This is a genomic window from Variovorax sp. JS1663, from assembly GCF_002157355.1.
GTDB lineage: Bacteria > Pseudomonadota > Gammaproteobacteria > Burkholderiales > Burkholderiaceae_C > Variovorax.
Map to the genome: position 1 here is coordinate 80266 of NZ_LYMK01000011.1, position 17395 is coordinate 97660.

15 protein-coding genes are annotated in these 17395 nt (G+C 66.1%); 5 read left to right on the forward strand and 10 right to left on the reverse strand.

Annotated elements, in window-relative coordinates:
• Positions 1-126: 126 nt before the first annotated feature.
• The 3 genes from A8M77_RS11755 (at position 127) to A8M77_RS11765 (ending at position 5098) form a co-directional block, all read left to right on the forward strand.
• Positions 127-3048, forward strand: coding sequence for a ribonucleoside-diphosphate reductase subunit alpha (locus tag A8M77_RS11755; RefSeq protein WP_086921676.1), 2922 nt, complete (start codon positions 127-129; stop codon positions 3046-3048).
• A gap of 150 nt (positions 3049-3198) precedes the next feature.
• Complete coding sequence (locus tag A8M77_RS11760) at positions 3199-4443, forward strand: ribonucleotide-diphosphate reductase subunit beta (protein WP_086921677.1); 1245 nt, start codon at positions 3199-3201, stop codon at positions 4441-4443.
• 196 nt (positions 4444-4639) lie between these two features.
• Positions 4640-5098, forward strand: a complete 459-nt coding sequence (locus tag A8M77_RS11765) for a histone H1-like DNA-binding protein (protein WP_086921678.1) — start codon at positions 4640-4642, stop codon at positions 5096-5098.
• Between the two features lie 54 nt (positions 5099-5152).
• Here A8M77_RS11765 and A8M77_RS11770 read toward each other — a convergent pair whose 3' ends face one another.
• From A8M77_RS11770 to A8M77_RS11800, 7 genes are all read right to left on the reverse strand, one after another.
• Positions 5153-6061 carry a carbohydrate kinase family protein gene (locus A8M77_RS11770; RefSeq protein ID WP_086921679.1) on the reverse strand — a complete coding sequence of 303 codons (909 nt, stop codon included), beginning with the start codon at positions 6059-6061 and terminating at the stop codon, positions 5153-5155.
• A 57-nt stretch (positions 6062-6118) separates the two neighbouring features.
• Positions 6119-7405 (reverse strand): DUF3426 domain-containing protein, encoded by a 1287-nt coding sequence (locus tag A8M77_RS11775; RefSeq protein WP_086921680.1) that lies wholly within the window; start codon positions 7403-7405, stop codon positions 6119-6121.
• A gap of 43 nt (positions 7406-7448) precedes the next feature.
• The gene (gene prmA / locus A8M77_RS11780; protein WP_086921681.1) at positions 7449-8333 is read right to left on the reverse strand and encodes a 50S ribosomal protein L11 methyltransferase; all 885 of its coding nucleotides are present in this window, start codon (positions 8331-8333) and stop codon (positions 7449-7451) included.
• Between the two features lie 13 nt (positions 8334-8346).
• Positions 8347-9696, reverse strand: coding sequence for an acetyl-CoA carboxylase biotin carboxylase subunit (accC, locus tag A8M77_RS11785; RefSeq protein WP_086921682.1), 1350 nt, complete (start codon positions 9694-9696; stop codon positions 8347-8349).
• A gap of 2 nt (positions 9697-9698) precedes the next feature.
• A complete protein-coding gene (gene accB / locus A8M77_RS11790; protein ID WP_086921683.1) occupies positions 9699-10169 on the reverse strand; it encodes an acetyl-CoA carboxylase biotin carboxyl carrier protein in 471 nt (156 codons plus the stop codon).
• Between the two features lie 113 nt (positions 10170-10282).
• Positions 10283-10813, reverse strand: coding sequence for a TlpA family protein disulfide reductase (locus A8M77_RS11795; protein ID WP_086921684.1), 531 nt, complete (start codon positions 10811-10813; stop codon positions 10283-10285).
• Complete coding sequence (locus A8M77_RS11800; RefSeq protein WP_086921685.1) at positions 10810-11403, reverse strand: hypothetical protein; 594 nt, start codon at positions 11401-11403, stop codon at positions 10810-10812. The genes A8M77_RS11795 and A8M77_RS11800 overlap by 4 nt, the downstream gene beginning before the upstream one ends.
• 67 nt (positions 11404-11470) lie before the next feature.
• Here A8M77_RS11800 and mpl point away from each other — a divergent pair, with 67 nt between their 5' ends.
• Positions 11471-12874, forward strand: coding sequence for a UDP-N-acetylmuramate:L-alanyl-gamma-D-glutamyl-meso-diaminopimelate ligase (mpl, locus tag A8M77_RS11805; RefSeq protein ID WP_086921686.1), 1404 nt, complete (start codon positions 11471-11473; stop codon positions 12872-12874).
• A 7-nt stretch (positions 12875-12881) separates the two neighbouring features.
• Entirely contained in the window at positions 12882-13382 is a 501-nt protein-coding gene (locus tag A8M77_RS11810) for a cupin domain-containing protein (RefSeq protein WP_086921687.1), read from the forward strand.
• Between the two features lie 6 nt (positions 13383-13388).
• Here A8M77_RS11810 and A8M77_RS11815 read toward each other — a convergent pair whose 3' ends face one another.
• From A8M77_RS11815 to rodA, 3 genes are all read right to left on the reverse strand, one after another.
• Positions 13389-14507: a 3-deoxy-7-phosphoheptulonate synthase gene (locus A8M77_RS11815; protein ID WP_086921688.1), complete on the reverse strand. Its 1119-nt coding sequence runs from the start codon at positions 14505-14507 to the stop codon at positions 13389-13391.
• A gap of 215 nt (positions 14508-14722) precedes the next feature.
• Positions 14723-16183, reverse strand: coding sequence for a metalloprotease TldD (tldD, locus tag A8M77_RS11820; protein WP_086921689.1), 1461 nt, complete (start codon positions 16181-16183; stop codon positions 14723-14725).
• 41 nt (positions 16184-16224) lie between these two features.
• Positions 16225-17379: a rod shape-determining protein RodA gene (rodA, locus tag A8M77_RS11825; RefSeq protein WP_086921690.1), complete on the reverse strand. Its 1155-nt coding sequence runs from the start codon at positions 17377-17379 to the stop codon at positions 16225-16227.
• Positions 17380-17395: the final 16 nt, after the last annotated feature.

Below are 17395 nucleotides of genomic sequence, written 5' to 3' on the forward strand. Positions count from 1 at the left end.
AAACACTATATCTAGTGGGTTGTACCCCTCTTGGACCCCAGATATAGTGTGCTCCTGCCGCGCGCCTCATGCCGAGCAACCGGCCAGTGCGGCGCAGCCCAACAAGAATTGCCAACCGAGGACCGAATGCAAACTGCCCTGAACCCAACCGCCACGCCTCGCGCCGTCCCCTCCTCAACGCCGCAACAGCACGACAAGGCCGGCTCTCCCGCCGGCAGCGCACTGGCCAACTACCAGATCATCCGCCGCAACGGCGCGGTCGTTCCCTTCGAACCCAACAAGATCGCGATCGCGATGATGAAGGCCTTCCTCGCGGTGCATGGCACCCAGGGCGCGGCCTCCGCCAGCGTGCGCGAGACGGTCGACACCCTGACCCAGGGCGTGGTGCGCGCGATGCTGCGCTCGCGCCCCGGCGGCGGCACCTTCCACATCGAGGACGTGCAGGACCAGGCCGAGCTCGGCCTGATGCGCGGCGGCCACCACGAGGTGGCGCGCGCCTACGTGCTCTACCGCGAGCGCCGCGCCCAGGAACGCTCCAGGCAAGGCGAGCAGGACGCGCCGGTCGCGGTCTCCACGCTGCACGTGACCGACCGCGGCGAGCGCGTCGCGCTGGACCTGAACGAGCTCAAAGGACTGATCGAGTCCGCCTGCGAGGGCCTGGGCGAGAGCATCTCAGCCGGCCCCATCGTCGCCGAGACCATGCGCAACCTCTACGACGGCGTGCCGCTCGACGAGGTCTACAAGGCCTCCATCCTGGCCGCACGCACCCTGATCGAGAAGGACCCGGACTACACCTTCGCCACCGCGCGCCTGCTGCTGCACACGATCTTCAAGGAGATCGTCGGCCGCGAAGTGCCGCCGGCCGAGCGCGCCGAGGTGTACGCCGACTACTTCCCGCAATTCGTCAAGAAGGGCGTGGACAACGAGCTGCTCGACGAGAAGCTGCTGCAGTTCGACCTCGCCCGCCTGGGTGCCGCGCTCAAGCCCGAGCGCGACCTGCAGTTCGACTACCTGGGCCTGCAGACCCTGTACGACCGTTACTTCCTGCACGTGCGCAAGACCCGCATCGAGCTGCCGCAGGCCTTCTTCATGCGCGTGGCCATGGGGCTGTCGCTCAATGAGATCGACCGCGAGGCACGCGCCATCGAGTTCTACGAGGTGCTGTCGTCCTTCGACTTCATGTCCAGCACGCCGACGCTGTTCAACAGCGGCACGCTGCGCTCGCAGCTCTCCAGCTGCTACCTGACCACCGTGCCGGACGACCTGGACGGCATCTACGAGTCGATCAAGGAAAACGCGCTGCTGTCGAAGTTCGCCGGCGGCCTGGGCAACGACTGGACCCGCGTGCGCGCGCTGGGCAGCCACATCAAGGGCACCAACGGCGAATCGCAGGGTGTGGTGCCCTTCCTCAAGGTGGTGAACGACACCGCCGTCGCGGTGAACCAGGGCGGCAAGCGCAAGGGGGCGGTCTGCACCTACCTGGAAAGCTGGCACCTGGACATCGAGGAGTTCCTGGAACTGCGCAAGAACACCGGCGACGACCGCCGCCGCACCCACGACATGAACACGGCCAACTGGATTCCGGACCTGTTCATGCGCCGGGTGATGGAAAAGGGCAACTGGACCCTGTTCTCGCCCTCCAGCGTGCCCGACCTGCACGACAAGTTCGGCACCGAGTTCGAGGCGGCCTACGTCGCCTACGAGGAAAAGGCCGCACGCGGCGAGATCAAGCCCAGCAAGACGCTGCCGGCCACCGACCTGTGGCGCAAGATGCTCACCATGTTGTTCGAGACCGGGCATCCCTGGATCACCTTCAAGGACGCCTGCAACGTGCGCTCGCCCCAGCAGCATGCTGGCGTGGTCCATTCCTCGAACCTCTGCACCGAGATCACACTCAACACCAGCGACACGGAAACGGCCGTCTGCAACCTGGGCTCGGTCAACCTGCTGCAGCACCTGAAGGACGGCAAGGTCGATCAGGAGAAGCTCCAGCGCACCGTCGCGACCGCGATGCGCATGCTCGACAACGTGATCGACATCAACTACTACGCGGTCAAGAAGGCGCGCGACTCCAACCTGCGCCATCGTCCGGTCGGCCTGGGCGTGATGGGTTTCCAGGACGCGCTGTACGAGCTGCGCATTCCCTACGCCTCGCAGGAGGCCGTGCAGTTCGCCGACGCGTCGATGGAAGCCATCTGCTACCACGCCTACTGGGCCTCGACCGAGCTGGCGCGCGAGCGCGGCAAGTATTCGAGCTACAAGGGCTCGCTGTGGGACAAGGGCGTGCTGCCGCCCGACACCCTCGACCTGCTGGAGCGCGCACGCGGCGGCTACGTCGAGGTGGACCGCTCGTCCACCCTCGACTGGGACGCGCTGCGCCAGAAGATCAAGGCCGACGGCATGCGCAACTCCAACTGCGTCGCCATCGCCCCGACCGCCACCATCTCGAACATCATCGGCGTGGACGCCTCGATCGAGCCCTGCTTCGGCAACCTCTCGGTCAAGTCCAACCTCTCCGGTGAGTTCACCGTCATCAACCACTACCTGGTGCGCGACCTCAAGCGCCTGGGCCTGTGGGACGACGTGATGGTGATGGACCTGAAGCACTTCGACGGCTCGCTGCGCCCGATCGACCGCGTGCCGCAGGACATCAAGGCGCTCTACGCCACCGCCTTCGAGATCGAGACCACCTGGCTGGTGGAGGCCGCCGCGCGCCGCCAGAAGTGGATCGACCAGGCGCAGTCGCTCAACATCTACATGGCGGGCGCCTCCGGCAAAAAGCTGGACGACACCTACAAGCTCGCCTGGCTGCGCGGCCTGAAGACCACCTACTACCTGCGCACTCAGAGCGCCACGCATGCGGAGAAGTCGACCGTGCAATCGGGTCGGCTCAACGCGGTGTCCTCCGGCGCGAACGAGGCTCCGTCTTCCGGCATGAGCGCGCTCGAGGCTGCAGCTGCAGCGGCGCAGGCACAGCTCGGCGCGATCCCCGCGACCGACATCGCCTTCTGCGGCGTCGACGATCCGACCTGCGAAGCGTGCCAGTGATGTCGGCCTGAAGTTGCAGCGATTCGCGGCATCGCCCGACAGATGGCGATGCATGCGAACAACATAACGGCAACATAAATGGAGCGCGATGTGGCGGAGCACTTTGCAACTCACATCGTTGCTCACATAATTTGAGCATTGGATTTTTCTATGTTGACCTGGGACGAAGAAGTCAAGCCCTCCTTGCCAAATACGCAACAAGGACTCCGGCATTCATCGAACAGCGGCGCGCAAGCCGGCCGCTCGGCGGAATTTCCGACTTCGCAAACAGCCCCCGCCGTCGCCGCGTTCGCCGAGACGGCTTCCAGCACGTTCACCCGCACGCTCGATGACGGCGCTGCACTGCGCACGCCACAGCCCGCATCCGCAGCGGCCACGCGCCGCGTCAAGGCGGCAGACAAGCGCATCATCAACGGCCAGACCGACGTCAACCAGCTGGTCCCTTTCAAGTACAAGTGGGCCTGGGAGAAGTACCTCGCCACCTGCGCCAACCACTGGATGCCGCAGGAAGTGAACATGACGCGCGACATCGCGCTCTGGAAGGATCCGAACGGCCTGTCCGAAGACGAGCGCCGCATCGTCAAGCGCAACCTGGGCTTCTTCGTGACGGCCGACTCGCTGGCCGCGAACAACATCGTGCTGGGCACCTATCGCCACATCACGGCGCCCGAATGCCGCCAGTTCCTGCTGCGCCAGGCCTTCGAGGAAGCGATCCACACGCACGCCTACCAGTACATCGTCGAATCGCTGGGCCTGGACGAGAGCGAGATCTTCAACGCCTACAACGAGGTGCCGTCGATCCGCGAGAAGGACCAGTTCCTGATCCCCTTCATCGACGCGATCAGCGACCCGAACTTCCACACCGGCACGCACGAGAACGACCAGAAGCTGCTCAAGTCGCTGATCGTCTTCGCCTGCCTGATGGAAGGTCTGTTCTTCTACGTCGGCTTCACGCAGATCCTCGCGCTGGGCCGCCAGAACAAGATGACCGGTGCCGCCGAGCAGTACCAGTACATCCTGCGCGACGAATCGATGCACTGCAATTTCGGCATCGACCTGATCAACCAGCTCAAGCTCGAGAACCCCCATCTCTGGACGGCCGAGTTCAAGGCGGAAATCAAGGCCCTCTTCCTGAAGGCCGTCGAGCTCGAGTACCGCTACGCCGAGGACACCATGCCGCGCGGCGTGCTCGGCATGAACGCCTCCATGTTCAAGGGCTACCTGCGCTACATCGCCAACCGGCGCGCGCAGCAGATCGGCCTCGAAACGCTCTTCCCCAATGAGGAAAACCCCTTCCCGTGGATGAGCGAGATGATTGACCTGAAGAAGGAGCGCAACTTCTTCGAAACCCGCGTGATCGAGTATCAATCGGGTGGTGCGCTCTCCTGGGATTGAATTGTTCCGATAAATACAAAGTGAATTCAAGAATAGCTCTCACCGACGACACGCACCGGAGAGTGCAACGACGGTAAGGGTGCAGGTGTTCATGGCGCTGGATCCCGATCCAACGCCATGAATCGCTTCACGCTACCAACATGCGTGGAGTGCTTCGAAGGTTGATTTTTTCAACTTGAATCAGGAGAAAAGAGAAATGGCAACTGCAAAGAAAGCGCCGGCCAAGAAAGCCGCTGCAAAGAAGGCTCCGGCCAAGAAGGTCGCCGCCAAGAAGGCACCGGCCAAGAAGGTCGTAGCGAAGAAGGCCCCCGCCAAGAAGGTAGCGGCCAAGAAGGCGCCGGCCAAGAAGGCCGCAGCGAAGAAGGCCCCTGCCAAGAAGGTAGCGGCCAAGAAGGCGCCGGCCAAGAAGGCCGCGGCAAAGAAGGCCCCTGCCAAGAAGGCGGCAGCGAAGAAGGCGCCGGCGAAGAAGGCCGCTGCCAAGAAGACGGCAGCGAAGAAGGCGCCTGCCAAGAAGGCCGCTGCCAAGAAAGCTGCGAAAAAGCCTGCCGCCAAGAAGGCTGCGAAGGCCCCCGCTGCCGCTGCGCCTGCGCCTGCAGCCCAGACGACGCTGAATCCCCAGGCAGCATGGCCGTTCCCCACGGCCAGCAAGCCCTGAGTCGCTCAGCGGCCCGAAAGGCAAAAAGCCCGGCACTCGCGTGCCGGGCTTTTTTTATTCTCCGAGCCCGAGCGCCTGGCGGTTCACTTGGTAGTTCTGCGGCCCCCGCTGCGCGATCTTGAGCGCACCGAGGCGGTTGCCCAGGGCCGCGCAGCGCGTGAGCGCCCAGCCCTGCTCGAGGCCGTACAGCAGCGCGCCGCGCCAGGCGTCGCCGCAGCCTGTCGGCTCGACCACCGCGGTGGGCTTGACCGCCGGCACATGCTCGCGATCACCCTCGCTCCACACCTCGCAGCCTTCGGCGGCCAGGGTGACGATCAGGCCCTGCACATGCTTCGAGAGCTCGGCCAGGCTCCAGCCAGTGCGCTGCGAGAGCATCTTTGCTTCGTAATCGTTGACCACCACCCAGTTCGCCAGTTCCACGAAATGCCGGAGTTCCTCGCCGTCGAACATCGGCAGGCCCTGGCCCGGGTCGAAGACGAAGGGGATGCCGGCCGCCTTGAACTGCTCGGCATGCTGCAGCATCGCATCGCGTCCATCGGGCGCGATGATGCCGAGCCGGATGTCGTCGCGCGCCGTCACGCGCGTGAGATGCGCCTGCTGCATCGCACCGGGATGGAAGGCCGTGATCTGGTTGTTGTCGCGGTCGTTCATGATCATCGCCTGCGCGGTGAAGCTGTCGCCGATCTGCTTCACGAACTCCGTGCTGATGCCCAGCGAGCGCAGCCGCTCCAGGTAGTCGCCGCCGTCGCTGCCGACGGTAGCCATCGGCAGCGCCCTGCCGCCCAATGCATTCAGGCTGTAGGCGATGTTGCCCGCGCAGCCGCCGAAATCGCGCCGCAGGCCCGGCACCAGGAAGGACACATTGAGAATGTGCAACTGGTCGGGCAGGATCTGATCGGCGAACCGGCCCTCGAAAGTCATGATGGTGTCGAATGCGAGAGAACCGCAAATCACTGCTGCCATGTTGGAACCACTGGTTGGATTGGAAAGAAAGAAACCGAAAGGAATGCCGTGCCTTCTTCAGGGGTAGAAAGCCAGCAGATGAAAACCCGCCACGGGTGGCAGGGCCGCAGCCTCGGGACCGCTGATCGCGAGCGGCAGCGAGGCCGTGCGCTGGGCCCGGGGCGGCAGCACGGACGGCGCGCCGAACTCGGCCGGCGTGAGCACACGCCGCACCACCGCCCGCTCCTGCGTGTCGAGCAGCGACAGCTCGACTGCCGGCATCGCGAGCGGCACGGCGGCCGCGTTGCGCAGGGTGAAGCTGAGCCTGTAGGCATCGCCGCTCTTCTCGCGGGCGAAAGAAGCGCCGTCGATCGTGATGTCGCCAATCTGCCGCAGGGCCGAGAGCTCGCAACCTGTCAGCCCGCACAAGGCCGCGAGCACGGGGCGCAGCGAAGGCTGGTGCGCCAGGATCAGGTCGCGTTCCTGTCGCAGCACCTGCAGCCCCAGGAGGAGTGCCGCCAGTAAGGCCACCACGATCAGCGTGCGCCGTCCGGTCAAGCGACGCCAGAAGCTCGGACTATCGTCGGCCTCGGCGGCGAAGCGCGGCAGGTTCCGCGGCGACTCGGGCACAGGCTCGGGTTCGGCGGCCGTGAGCACCACGGGCGCCGACTCCCGCGCGGCACGCTCTTCTCCGCGGGCCTTCGCCCGGGCGATCTTGGCGGATTTGGCGCGTGCCCGGCGCAGGGCCTTCTGCAACTGCACGTCGTCGGCATCCACCGCCGCCGCCAGCATCGCGTCGGGCTGGCCCGGCTTCAGCTCGTTCACCAGCGACGCCGCACGGCCGGCAGCAGGCGCGCCCGACAGGCTCAGATCGATGCTAGGGAAAGGAGGCAAGGACGGGTACGGCGGCACGTACGGCTTCATGGCCCCGACCGCGGATGCCTCCGGCCAGGGCTCATCGGTCAGGATCCCGGCCAGCGACAGAGGATCAGGCGTGGACGGAGCGGCAGGCGCAGGGGGAGACGCCGAGACCACCGGCGCTTCGGCGAGCGGTGGTTCGACCTCCTGCTCGTCGTCGAGGAAGTCCGCCTCCGCCTCGTCGTCGAGGCGCCGGGTCGGCTGCTCGGGGAGCGCAGTCGTCTCCGCTTCAGACTGGAGCTGCGACGCGAGCGGTTCGGCCGGCGCTTCGACGAGCGTCTCCGCCTGGGACGCTGGCGCTGTCTCGGTGGTTTCGTGCAGTTCGAGGGTCGCGTCGAAGACCTCGCTGCACCGTCCGCAGCGCACCCACCCATCGGAGATGCGAAGCTGATCCCTCACCACCTTGAATGTGGTGCCACAGGCGGGGCAGCGGGTGACCAGGCTCATGAGGCGCCGATTGTAGGGTTGCGACCTCCGCCCGAAGGGGAGCCTAGAAGCGTGCGGTCATCAGGATCCAGCCGTCCTCGGTGTCGCTCACCTCGAGCGCCACGTAAGGCGCGTAGGCCAACTTCAGTTCCTCGGCCTGCCGATCGAGGATACCGGCGAGCACCAGCGAGCCGCCGGGCGCCACGTGCTCGCACAGCAGCGGCGCCAGCACCTTCAGCGGGGTGGCGAGGATATTCGCGAGCACGACGTCGTAGCGTCCCTGGGCCAGTTCGCTCAGGCCGGCCTTCAGCTGCACGCCGTTGGCCTCGGCATTGAGCCGGGTCGCATCGACCGCCGCCTCGTCGATGTCGACCGCATCGATCTCCGAAGCGCCGAACTTGGCAGCGCCGATGGCCAGGATGCCGGAACCGCAGCCGTAGTCCAGCACCCGCCTGCCATCGATGCGCCCTTGGGAGGCGATCCACCGCAGGCACATGCGCGTGGTCGGGTGCGTGCCGGTGCCGAAGGCCAGCCCGGGGTCCAGCCGGATCACCTGCCGCGCCCCGGCCGGCGGCTCGTGCCAGGTCGGCACGATCCAGAACTCCGGCGTGATCTCGACCGGCGCGAACTGCGACTGCGTCAGCCGTACCCAGTCCTGCTCCGGCACATCGACCAGCCCGAGCGTCGTGCAGCCCTCGAAGAAATCCTGCGCCGCCAGCACGGTCGTCGCCTCCCGCGCCTGCGCCTCGTCGGCGAACAGCGCGATCACGCGGGAACGCTGCCAGCCCTCCTTCGGCGGCGGCATGCCCGGCTCGCCAAAGAGCGCCTGCTCGGCATCTGTCTGCGCATCGGCATCCTCGACTGAGACGCTCAGCGCGTCCAGCGCCTCGAGCGCGTCGCTGACCATCTCGACGCGATCCTCCGGGGCCAGCAGGCGCAGCTCGAACATCAGGCGGCCTCGCTCAGCGCTTGTGGGCCGCGAGCCACTCTTCGAGGTAGTGGATGTTGGTGCCGCCGTTCATGAAGTTGGCGTCGACCATCAACTCACGATGCAGGGGGATGTTGGTCTGGATGCCTTCCACTACCGTCTCGTTCAGCGCGGTGCGCATGCGCGCGAGCGCCTGCTCGCGGGTGTCGCCGTGCACGATGACCTTGCCGATCATCGAATCGTAGTTGGGCGGCACGAAGTAGTTGGTGTAGATGTGGGAATCGACCCGCACGCCCGGGCCGCCGGGCGGATGCCACATCGTGATGCGGCCCGGCGAGGGCGTGAACTTGAAGGGATCCTCGGCGTTGACGCGGCACTCGATCGCATGGCCGCGCATCTCGATCTGGCGCTGGGTGAAGGGCAGCCGCTCGCCGGCCGCCACCATGATCTGCGTCTTCACGATGTCGATGCCGGTGGTGAACTCCGTGACCGGGTGCTCCACCTGCACGCGCGTATTCATCTCGATGAAATAGAACTCGCCGTTCTCGTAGAGGAACTCGAAGGTGCCGGCGCCGCGGTAGCCGATCTTCTTGCACGCGGCCGCGCAGCGCTCGCCGATCTTCTCGATCAGCTTGCGCGGGATGCCGGGCGCGGGCGACTCCTCGATCACCTTCTGGTGCCGGCGCTGCATGGAGCAGTCGCGCTCGCCCAGGTAGACCGCGTTCTTGTGCTTGTCGGCCAGCACCTGAATCTCGATGTGACGCGGATTCTGGAGGAACTTCTCCATGTAGACCGAGGGATTGTTGAAGGCCGCGCCGGCCTCCGCCTTGGTCATCTGGATGGCGTTGACCAGCGCTGCCTCGGTGTGGACCACGCGCATGCCGCGCCCGCCGCCGCCGCCGGCCGCCTTGATGATGACCGGGTAGCCGATGGCACGCGCGATGCGCTTGTTGATCGCTGCATCGTCGGACAGCTCGCCCTCCGAGCCGGGCACGCAGGGCACGCCGGCCTTGATCATGGCCTGCTTGGCCGAGACCTTGTCGCCCATGATGCGGATCGACTCGGGCGTCGGGCCGATGAACTGGAAGCCGCTTTGCTCGACCCGCTCGGCGAAGTTGGCGTTCTCGCTGAGGAACCCGTAGCCCGGATGGATGGCCTCGGAGTCGGTCACCTCGGCCGCCGAGATGATCGCCGGCATGTTCAGATAGCTCTGCGCGGAGGGCGCAGGGCCGATGCACACCGCCTCTTCGGCCAACTTCACGTACTTGGCTTCGCGGTCGGCCTCCGAATACACCATCACGGCCTTGATGCCCAGCTCGCTGCAGGCGCGCTGGATGCGCAGGGCGATCTCCCCGCGGTTCGCGACCAGTATCTTCTTGAACATGGTCACTCGATGATGAACAGCGGCTGGCCGTATTCGACCGCCTGGCCGTTTTCGCCGAGGATCTGGGTAATGGTGCCGGACTTGTCGGCCTCGATTTCGTTGAGGATCTTCATCGCCTCGATGATGCAGAGGGTGTCCCCCTCCTTCACCTGGCTGCCGACTTCGACGAAGGCGGGCGCACCGGGGCTGGAAGAACGGTAGAAGGTGCCGACCATCGGCGACTTGACCATATGGCCGGAGGGCGCAGCTTCCACGGCCGGTGCTGCCGCCGGTGCCGGCGCGGCCGCAATGACCCCGGGAGGTGCGGCGGCAATGGCCGGCGCGGGTGCGGCGAGGGTCTGCACATACTGGACCGGTGCAGCCGCACCGGCCTTCACGATGCGGACTTTGCCCTCGGTTTCAGTGATTTCCAGTTCGGAAATATTCGATTCGGACACCAGGTCGATCAGTGTCTTGAGCTTGCGCAGATCCATGGGACTCCAGCACCGGCATCGCCGGCCAATAGGATTTATTTCGCCTGAAAATCGGTGTATTTCGGCGTTCCGCCGTCAACTACCCGATTGGGGGATCGGATTCTAGCCGTGAACTATGCACGCCGCCATGCCTGCAGATCGGCCGGCTCGATCTTCCCCATTTTACGCGCCGCTACCGCACCCGAAGCGTCGACAACGAGGCTGAACGGCAGTCCGCCGGCGGTATTTCCCAAGTTCTTGACCAGTTCGGTACCTTGCAGGCCCGCCAGCCCGATGGGGTAGCTGACTGGCGTCTTGGCGAGAAATTTCCGCACTGCGGTCGGCTGATCGATTGCCAAGCCAACCACTTGCCAGCCGTTGCCGGCATTTTCGCGAAAGAAGACATCGATCATCGGCATCTCTTCCACGCAGGGCGGGCACCAGGTGGCCCAGAAATTGATCAGCAGCGGCTTGCCGCGCAATTGGGCGAACACGAGCTCGCCACCCTCCGGCTTCTCGAAGCGCTGGGCCCAGAATTCACTGTCCAGCCGCTGGCCGCGAGCGTTGCCCTGCCGCTGCCACGTCGCGCCACCGATGCCGGCGATTGCAGCCACCGCGGCCACGCTCCCATAGAGCCAGCCGCGACGCGTTGGCTTTGAAGTCATCCGTTTTCCTTCTCGATCAGCCGCCGCAGCGCGGCCAGATTGCCACGCGGTACACGGCCCTGGGTGTCATGCTTGAGGGCACCGCGCAGGTCGTCCAGGTCGTAGACCAGCAGGTGCACCCCGATCTCCTCACCCAGTGCCCGGCATGCGACGTGGATGCTGAGCGCCTCCACCTGCTCGCCATGGAAGCCGGTGACCATGCGCGGCTCATAGTCCACGTGGTGGTCGATCAGCGCGATCTCCGCCGACTTCGGGTCGTCGCAAAACAGCTGAATGTAGATGTCCGACAGCCGGGTCGCCGTGCCGTGCCACACGGCGCCGCCGATGTGCGGCCGAAACTCGGCCATGTGTTCCATCCATTCGAGGGCAAGAACACGCAGGGCATGCAGTTCCTTGGGCTGCGTGTCGGCGCAATAGAGCTGGATGTAGTCCCGCACCTCGTGCTCGACCTCGTCGTTGTGCGGCAGCGGCGTACGCGCTGGCAGGCCCAGGTCGCGCAGCGCGCGACGCTTGGCCGGTCCGTACTCCAGCCCCTCCTCGACGATGAGGCGCGCGGCGGCGGCGGCGATTTCCTGCTTGGGCACGTCCATCGGGCCATTGTGCCCAAAGGAAGGCGCCCACAGAAGATCGACCCTCGCGCATCCCTAGAATCGACCGATGCACATTCACATCCTCGGCATCTGCGGGACCTTCATGGGCGGCGTTGCCGCGTTGGCGCGCGAAGCCGGCCACCGTGTGACCGGCTGCGATACCGGTGTCTACCCGCCGATGAGCGACCAGCTCCGAGCGCTAGGCATCGAGCTGATCGAAGGCTACGACGCAGACCAGATGGCGCTCGCCCCTGATGTCTTTGTCGTCGGCAACGTGGTGTCGCGGGCCCGGCTCGCCGACGGCACACCCAAGTTCCCGCTGATGGAGGCGATCCTCGACGCGGGTGCCAGCTATACGAGCGGCCCGCAATGGCTGGCCGAGCATGTGCTACAGGGCCGCCACGTGCTGGCCATCGCCGGCACGCACGGGAAGACCACCACGACGTCGATGCTGGCTTGGATCCTGGAGCGCGCGGGACGCGCGCCGGGCTTCCTGGTCGGCGGCGTGCCGCTGGACTTCGGCGTATCGGCGCGCCTGGGTGCCGGGGCGCAGAAGCTTTTCGTCATCGAGGCCGACGAATACGACACGGCCTTCTTCGACAAGCGCAGCAAGTTCGTCCACTACCGGCCACGCACCGCGGTGCTCAACAACCTGGAGTTCGATCACGCCGACATCTTCGAGGACCTGGCGGCGATCGAGCGCCAGTTCCACCATCTCGTGCGCACCGTGCCGGCCAGCGGCCGGGTGGTCGTGAATGCGACGGAGGAAAGCCTGCAGCGCGTACTGGCCCAGGGCTGCTGGAGCGAACTGGCCCGCTTCGGCGCCGGTGGCGAATGGCAGGCGCAAGGATCACATGACGCCTTCGACGTGCTGCGCCAGGGCCGGGTGGTCGGCCGCGTCGAATGGGCGCTGTCGGGACTGCACAACCAGATGAACGCGCTGGCCGCGATCGCCGCGGCCGAGCATGTGGGCGTGGCGCCGGCCGAGGCAGCGGCTGCGCTCGCGGGCTTTCGCAACGTGCGCCGGCGCATGGAATTGCGCGGCACCGTGGAGTGGCCGGGAGGGACGCTCACGGTTTACGACGACTTCGCGCACCACCCGACCGCGATCCGCACCACACTGGAAGGCCTGCGCAAGAAGCTCGATGCAGGCGGCCGTCACGGCGATCGCGTCCTGGCCGCCTTCGAACCGCGCAGCAACACCATGAAGCTGGGCACCATGGCGGCCCAGTTGCCCTGGAGCCTCGAGCAAGCCGACCTCGCCTTCTGCCACAGCGGCGGGCTGGACTGGGACGCCGCGGCCGCGCTCGCGCCGATGGGCGAACGGGCCCGGGTGGCCGGTGCGATCGGGCCGCTGGTGGCGCAGATCGTCGCGGCAGCACGGCCGGGCGACCACATCGTCTGCATGAGCAACGGCGGCTTCGGCGGAATCCACGAGAAGCTTCTTTCGGCCCTGCGCGCGGCACAATAGTCGTCCCATGCGCGCGCGACAGCTCATCGAGACCCTCCAGTTGGCACCTCATCCCGAGGGCGGCTGGTTTCGCGAGCTGTTCCGTTCGACCGCGCAGGTGTCGCCGGACGACGGCCGGCCGGTGCGCCAGGCGCTGACCACCATCTACTTCCTGCTGGAAGCCGGCCAGCATTCACGCTGGCACCGTGTGCTCTCCGACGAAGTCTGGGTCCATCTCGAAGGCGCCCCGCTGTCGCTGTGGACCAGCGATGCCGCGCTGCGCACGCCGCCGGCACACATCCGGCTCGGGCCGGTCGACGTGCATGGCACGCATCCGCAGCACACCGTGACGGCGGGTCGATGGCAGGCCGCCAGGCCGCTGCTGACGCCGGACAGCGCGGACTACACACTGGTCCACTGCACCGTCGGGCCCGGCTTCGACTTCAGCGACTTCGCGTTCATGCAGCCCGATGGCGAGGAGGCGGCGCTGCTGCGCCACCATTGGCCCGCGCTGGTCGACCTGATCTGAAGACGCTCAACCGCGGCGCGCCTTGACCGCCTGCGACAGCAGCGACAGCACCTGCGTCGAATCCTCCCAGGCCAGGCAGGCATCGGTGATGCTCTTGCCGTATTCCAGATCGGCGACCTTGTCCTTGCCAGGGCTGAACTTCTGGGCGCCGGGCTGCAGGTGGCTCTCCACCATCAGGCCGAAAATGCTGCGGCTGCCGTGAGCGATCTGGCCGGCGATGTCCTTCGCCACCTCGATCTGGCGCTGGTGCTGCTTGCTGCTGTTGGCATGGCTGCAGTCCACCATCAGCGTCGGCGACAGTTTGGCGGCCTCGAGGTCCTTGCAGGCCGCGGCCACGCTGGCGGCGTCGTAGTTCGGCGCCTTGCCGCCGCGCAGGATCACGTGGCAGTCCTTGTTCCCGTTGGTCTGCACGATCGCGACCTGGCCGTTCTTGTGGACCGACAGGAAATGATGGCCGCGCGCCGCCGCCTGGATCGCGTCGGTGGCGATGCGGATGTTGCCGTCGGTGCCATTCTTGAAGCCGATGGGTGCCGACAGGCCCGAGGCCAGCTCGCGGTGCACCTGGCTTTCGGTGGTGCGGGCGCCGATCGCGCCCCAGGAAATCAGGTCACCGATGTACTGCGGCGAGATCACGTCGAGGAACTCGCTGGCGGCCGGCAGGCCCAGCCGGTTGATCTCGATCAGCAGCTGGCGCGCGATGCGCAGCCCTTCGTCGATGCGGTAGCTCTCGTCGAGGTAGGGGTCGTTGATCAGCCCCTTCCAGCCCACGGTGGTGCGCGGCTTCTCGAAGTAGACCCGCATCACGATCTCCAGCGTGCCGGCGTATTTCTCGCGCTCTGCCTTCAGGCGGCGGGCGTATTCGAGCGCGGCGACCGGATCGTGGATGGAGCAGGGCCCCATGATCACCAGAAGCCGGTCATCCTTGCCGGACATGATGTGGTGGATGGCGCGGCGCGTGCCGGTGATGAGCGTCTCGACCGGTGTTCCGCGGATCGGGAAGAAGCGGATCAGGTGTTCTGGAGGAGGCAGCACGGTGATGTCCTTGATGCGTTCGTCGTCGGTTCGGCTGGTTTTCTCGACGCTCGCATACCAGTTTTCGCTGGCGGGGGCATTGCTCGGGCTCATGGTTCGTTCCTTCAGGAGATGAAAATCATCGGGGCATAAAAAAACCGCCGGGGCTCTGGGCGCCGGCGGTTTTGGGAGGGGTGTTCAGTGTGCTTTACGCGCTCGCCTCTCGTCCGCCGGAATCCGGGAACCAAAAGTACGAAAAGAAAAACGCGAAGCGCGACATAGGGCGCGAATGTAGCACAGGAAGCCAGAAAAACTGTTGTACGAAGACCTCAGGCGGTGCCGCCCACGGTCAATCCGTCGATGCGCAGCGTCGGCTGGCCGACGCCGACCGGCACGCTCTGGCCTTCCTTGCCGCAGGTGCCCACGCCCGAATCAAGCGCCATGTCGTTGCCGATCATGGTGACGCGCGTCAGCGCATCGGGGCCGTTGCCGACCAGGGTGGCACCCTTCACCGGATACTGGATCTTGCCGTTCTCCACCCAGTAGGCTTCGCTGGCGGAGAACACGAACTTGCCGCTGGTGATGTCGACCTGCCCACCGCCGAAGTTGGTGGCGTAGAGGCCCTTCTTGATGCTGGCCACGATCTCCGCAGGCTCCTTGTCGCCCCCCAGCATGTAGGTGTTGGTCATGCGCGGCATCGGCACGTGGGCATAGCTCTCGCGCCGGCCGTTGCCGGTCGGCTTGACCTTCATCAGCCGCGCGTTGAGCGAATCCTGGATATAGCCCTTCAGGATGCCGTCTTCGATGAGCACGTTGCGCTGCGTTGCATTGCCTTCGTCGTCCACGTTGAGCGAGCCGCGGCGGTCGGCGATGGTGCCGTCGTCCAGCACGGTCACGCCCTTGGCCGCGACGCGCTCGCCGATGCGGCCGGAAAACGCGCTCGATCCCTTGCGGTTGAAGTCGCCTTCCAGCCCGTGGCCGATCGCCTCGTGCAGCAGGATGCCGGGCCAGCCGGGGCCCAGGACCACGGTCATCTCGCCCGCAGGCGCCGGGCGCGAATCGAGGTTGACAAGCGCCTGCTTGACCGCCTGGTCGACGAACTCGGCAATGCGCGCATCGTCGAAATAGGCCAGGCCGAAGCGCCCGCCGCCACCACCCGAGCCCACCTCGCGCCGGCCGTTCTGCTCGGCGATCACCGTGACGGAGAGGCGCACAAGCGGCCGCACGTCGGCGGCCAGCGTGCCATCGGCGCGTGCCACCAGAACCACGTCATATTCGCTCGCCAAGCCGGCCATCACCTGGGCCACCCGCGGATCGCGCGAGCGCGCAAGCTTCTCGACCTTGCCCAGCAGCTCGACCTTGGCGGCGCTGTCGAGCGTCGAGATCGGATCCACGCCGCCGTAGAGCGAGCGGCTGGTCGCGATCTTGCGCGTCGGCGCCTTGACCCGCCCGTTGCGACCTGCCGCGGAAATGGTGCGGACCGTGCGCGCCGCATCAAGCAGCGAGGCCTCGGAAATGTCGTCCGAATAAGCGAAGGCCGTTTTCTCGCCGCTGACCGCGCGCACGCCCACGCCCTGGTCGATGCTGAAGCTGCCGGTCTTGACGATGCCTTCCTCCAGGCTCCAGCCCTCGCTGCGGGTGTATTGGAAGTAGAGATCGGCGTCGTCCACCTTGTGTGCGGTGATCTCCGACAGGGCGCGCAGCAGGTGCGATTCGTCCAGGCCGAAGGGCGTCAGGAGGAGCTGCTGCGCCGTGGCGAGGCGCTCGAGGGTGGGTTCGCGGGAAATCATCGGAGGATTCTAGGCTCGCCCCCCGGACGGCGCTCGGCTTCTCAGCTTTGCACCAGTCTCTTGGCCCGCGCGATCGACATCAGTATCCCCAGCCCAAGCCCCAGCGTCACCATGGCCGTGCCCCCGTAGCTGAGGAAGGGCAGCGGCACCCCGACCACCGGCAGGATGCCGCTGACCATGCCCATGTTCACAAAGGCATAGGTGAAGAAGATCATGGTCACGGCGCCGGCCAGCAGGCGCGAGAACAGGGTGGGCGCGTCCAGCGCGATCGCCAGGCCGCGGAAGATCAGGAAGATGAAGCCGGCGATCAGCGCGAGGTTGCCGGCCAGGCCGAATTCCTCGGAATAGGCGGCGAAGATGAAGTCCGTGGTGCGCTCGGGGATGAATTCCAGGTGCGTCTGCGTGCCCTGCATGAAGCCTTTGCCGCCGACCCCGCCGGAACCGATGGCGATCATCCCCTGGATGATGTGGAAGCCCTTGCCCAGCGGGTCCTTGGTCGGGTCCAGCAGTGTGCAGACGCGCTGCTTCTGATAGTCGTGCAGGACGCGCCAGTCGACGCCGTCGGCGCACAGCTGCGACTCGAAGCCCACGATCAGCGACACCGCCACCAGGCCGATGATCACCGGCGGCACGATCAACTTCCAGGACAGCCCGGCGAAGAAGATGACGGACAGCCCCGCCGCCAGCACCAGCAGCGCGGTCCCCAGGTCGGGTTGTTTCATGATCAGCCCCACCGGGATCGCCAGCAGCACCGTCGCCACCACGAAATCCAGAGTGCGCAGTTGCCCCTCGCGGCGCTGGAACCACCAGGACAGCATCAGCGGCATGGCGATCTTCAGGATCTCGCTGGGCTGGATCACCATGCCCACGTTGATCCAGCGCGTGGCCCCTTTCTTGGTGATGCCGAACATCGCCACCGCGACCAGCAGCCCGACGCCCAGCACGTAGATCGGCACCGCGAAGGACATCAGCCGCTGGGGCGGCACCTGCGCCACCACGAACATGATGAAGGCCGCCAGGAGCATGTTGCGGCCATGGTCCGCGAAGCGCGTGCCGTGGTCGTAGCCGGAGGAATACATGGTCAGCAGGCCGGCACAAGCCAGGAGCAGCACTGCGAAGGCGAGAAAGCCGTCGAAGCCCTGGAAGATGGGCGCGACGCGCCGTGCGAGCGACGGCTGGTGAAAAACGGCTGACATGAGCGCGAATTATCCG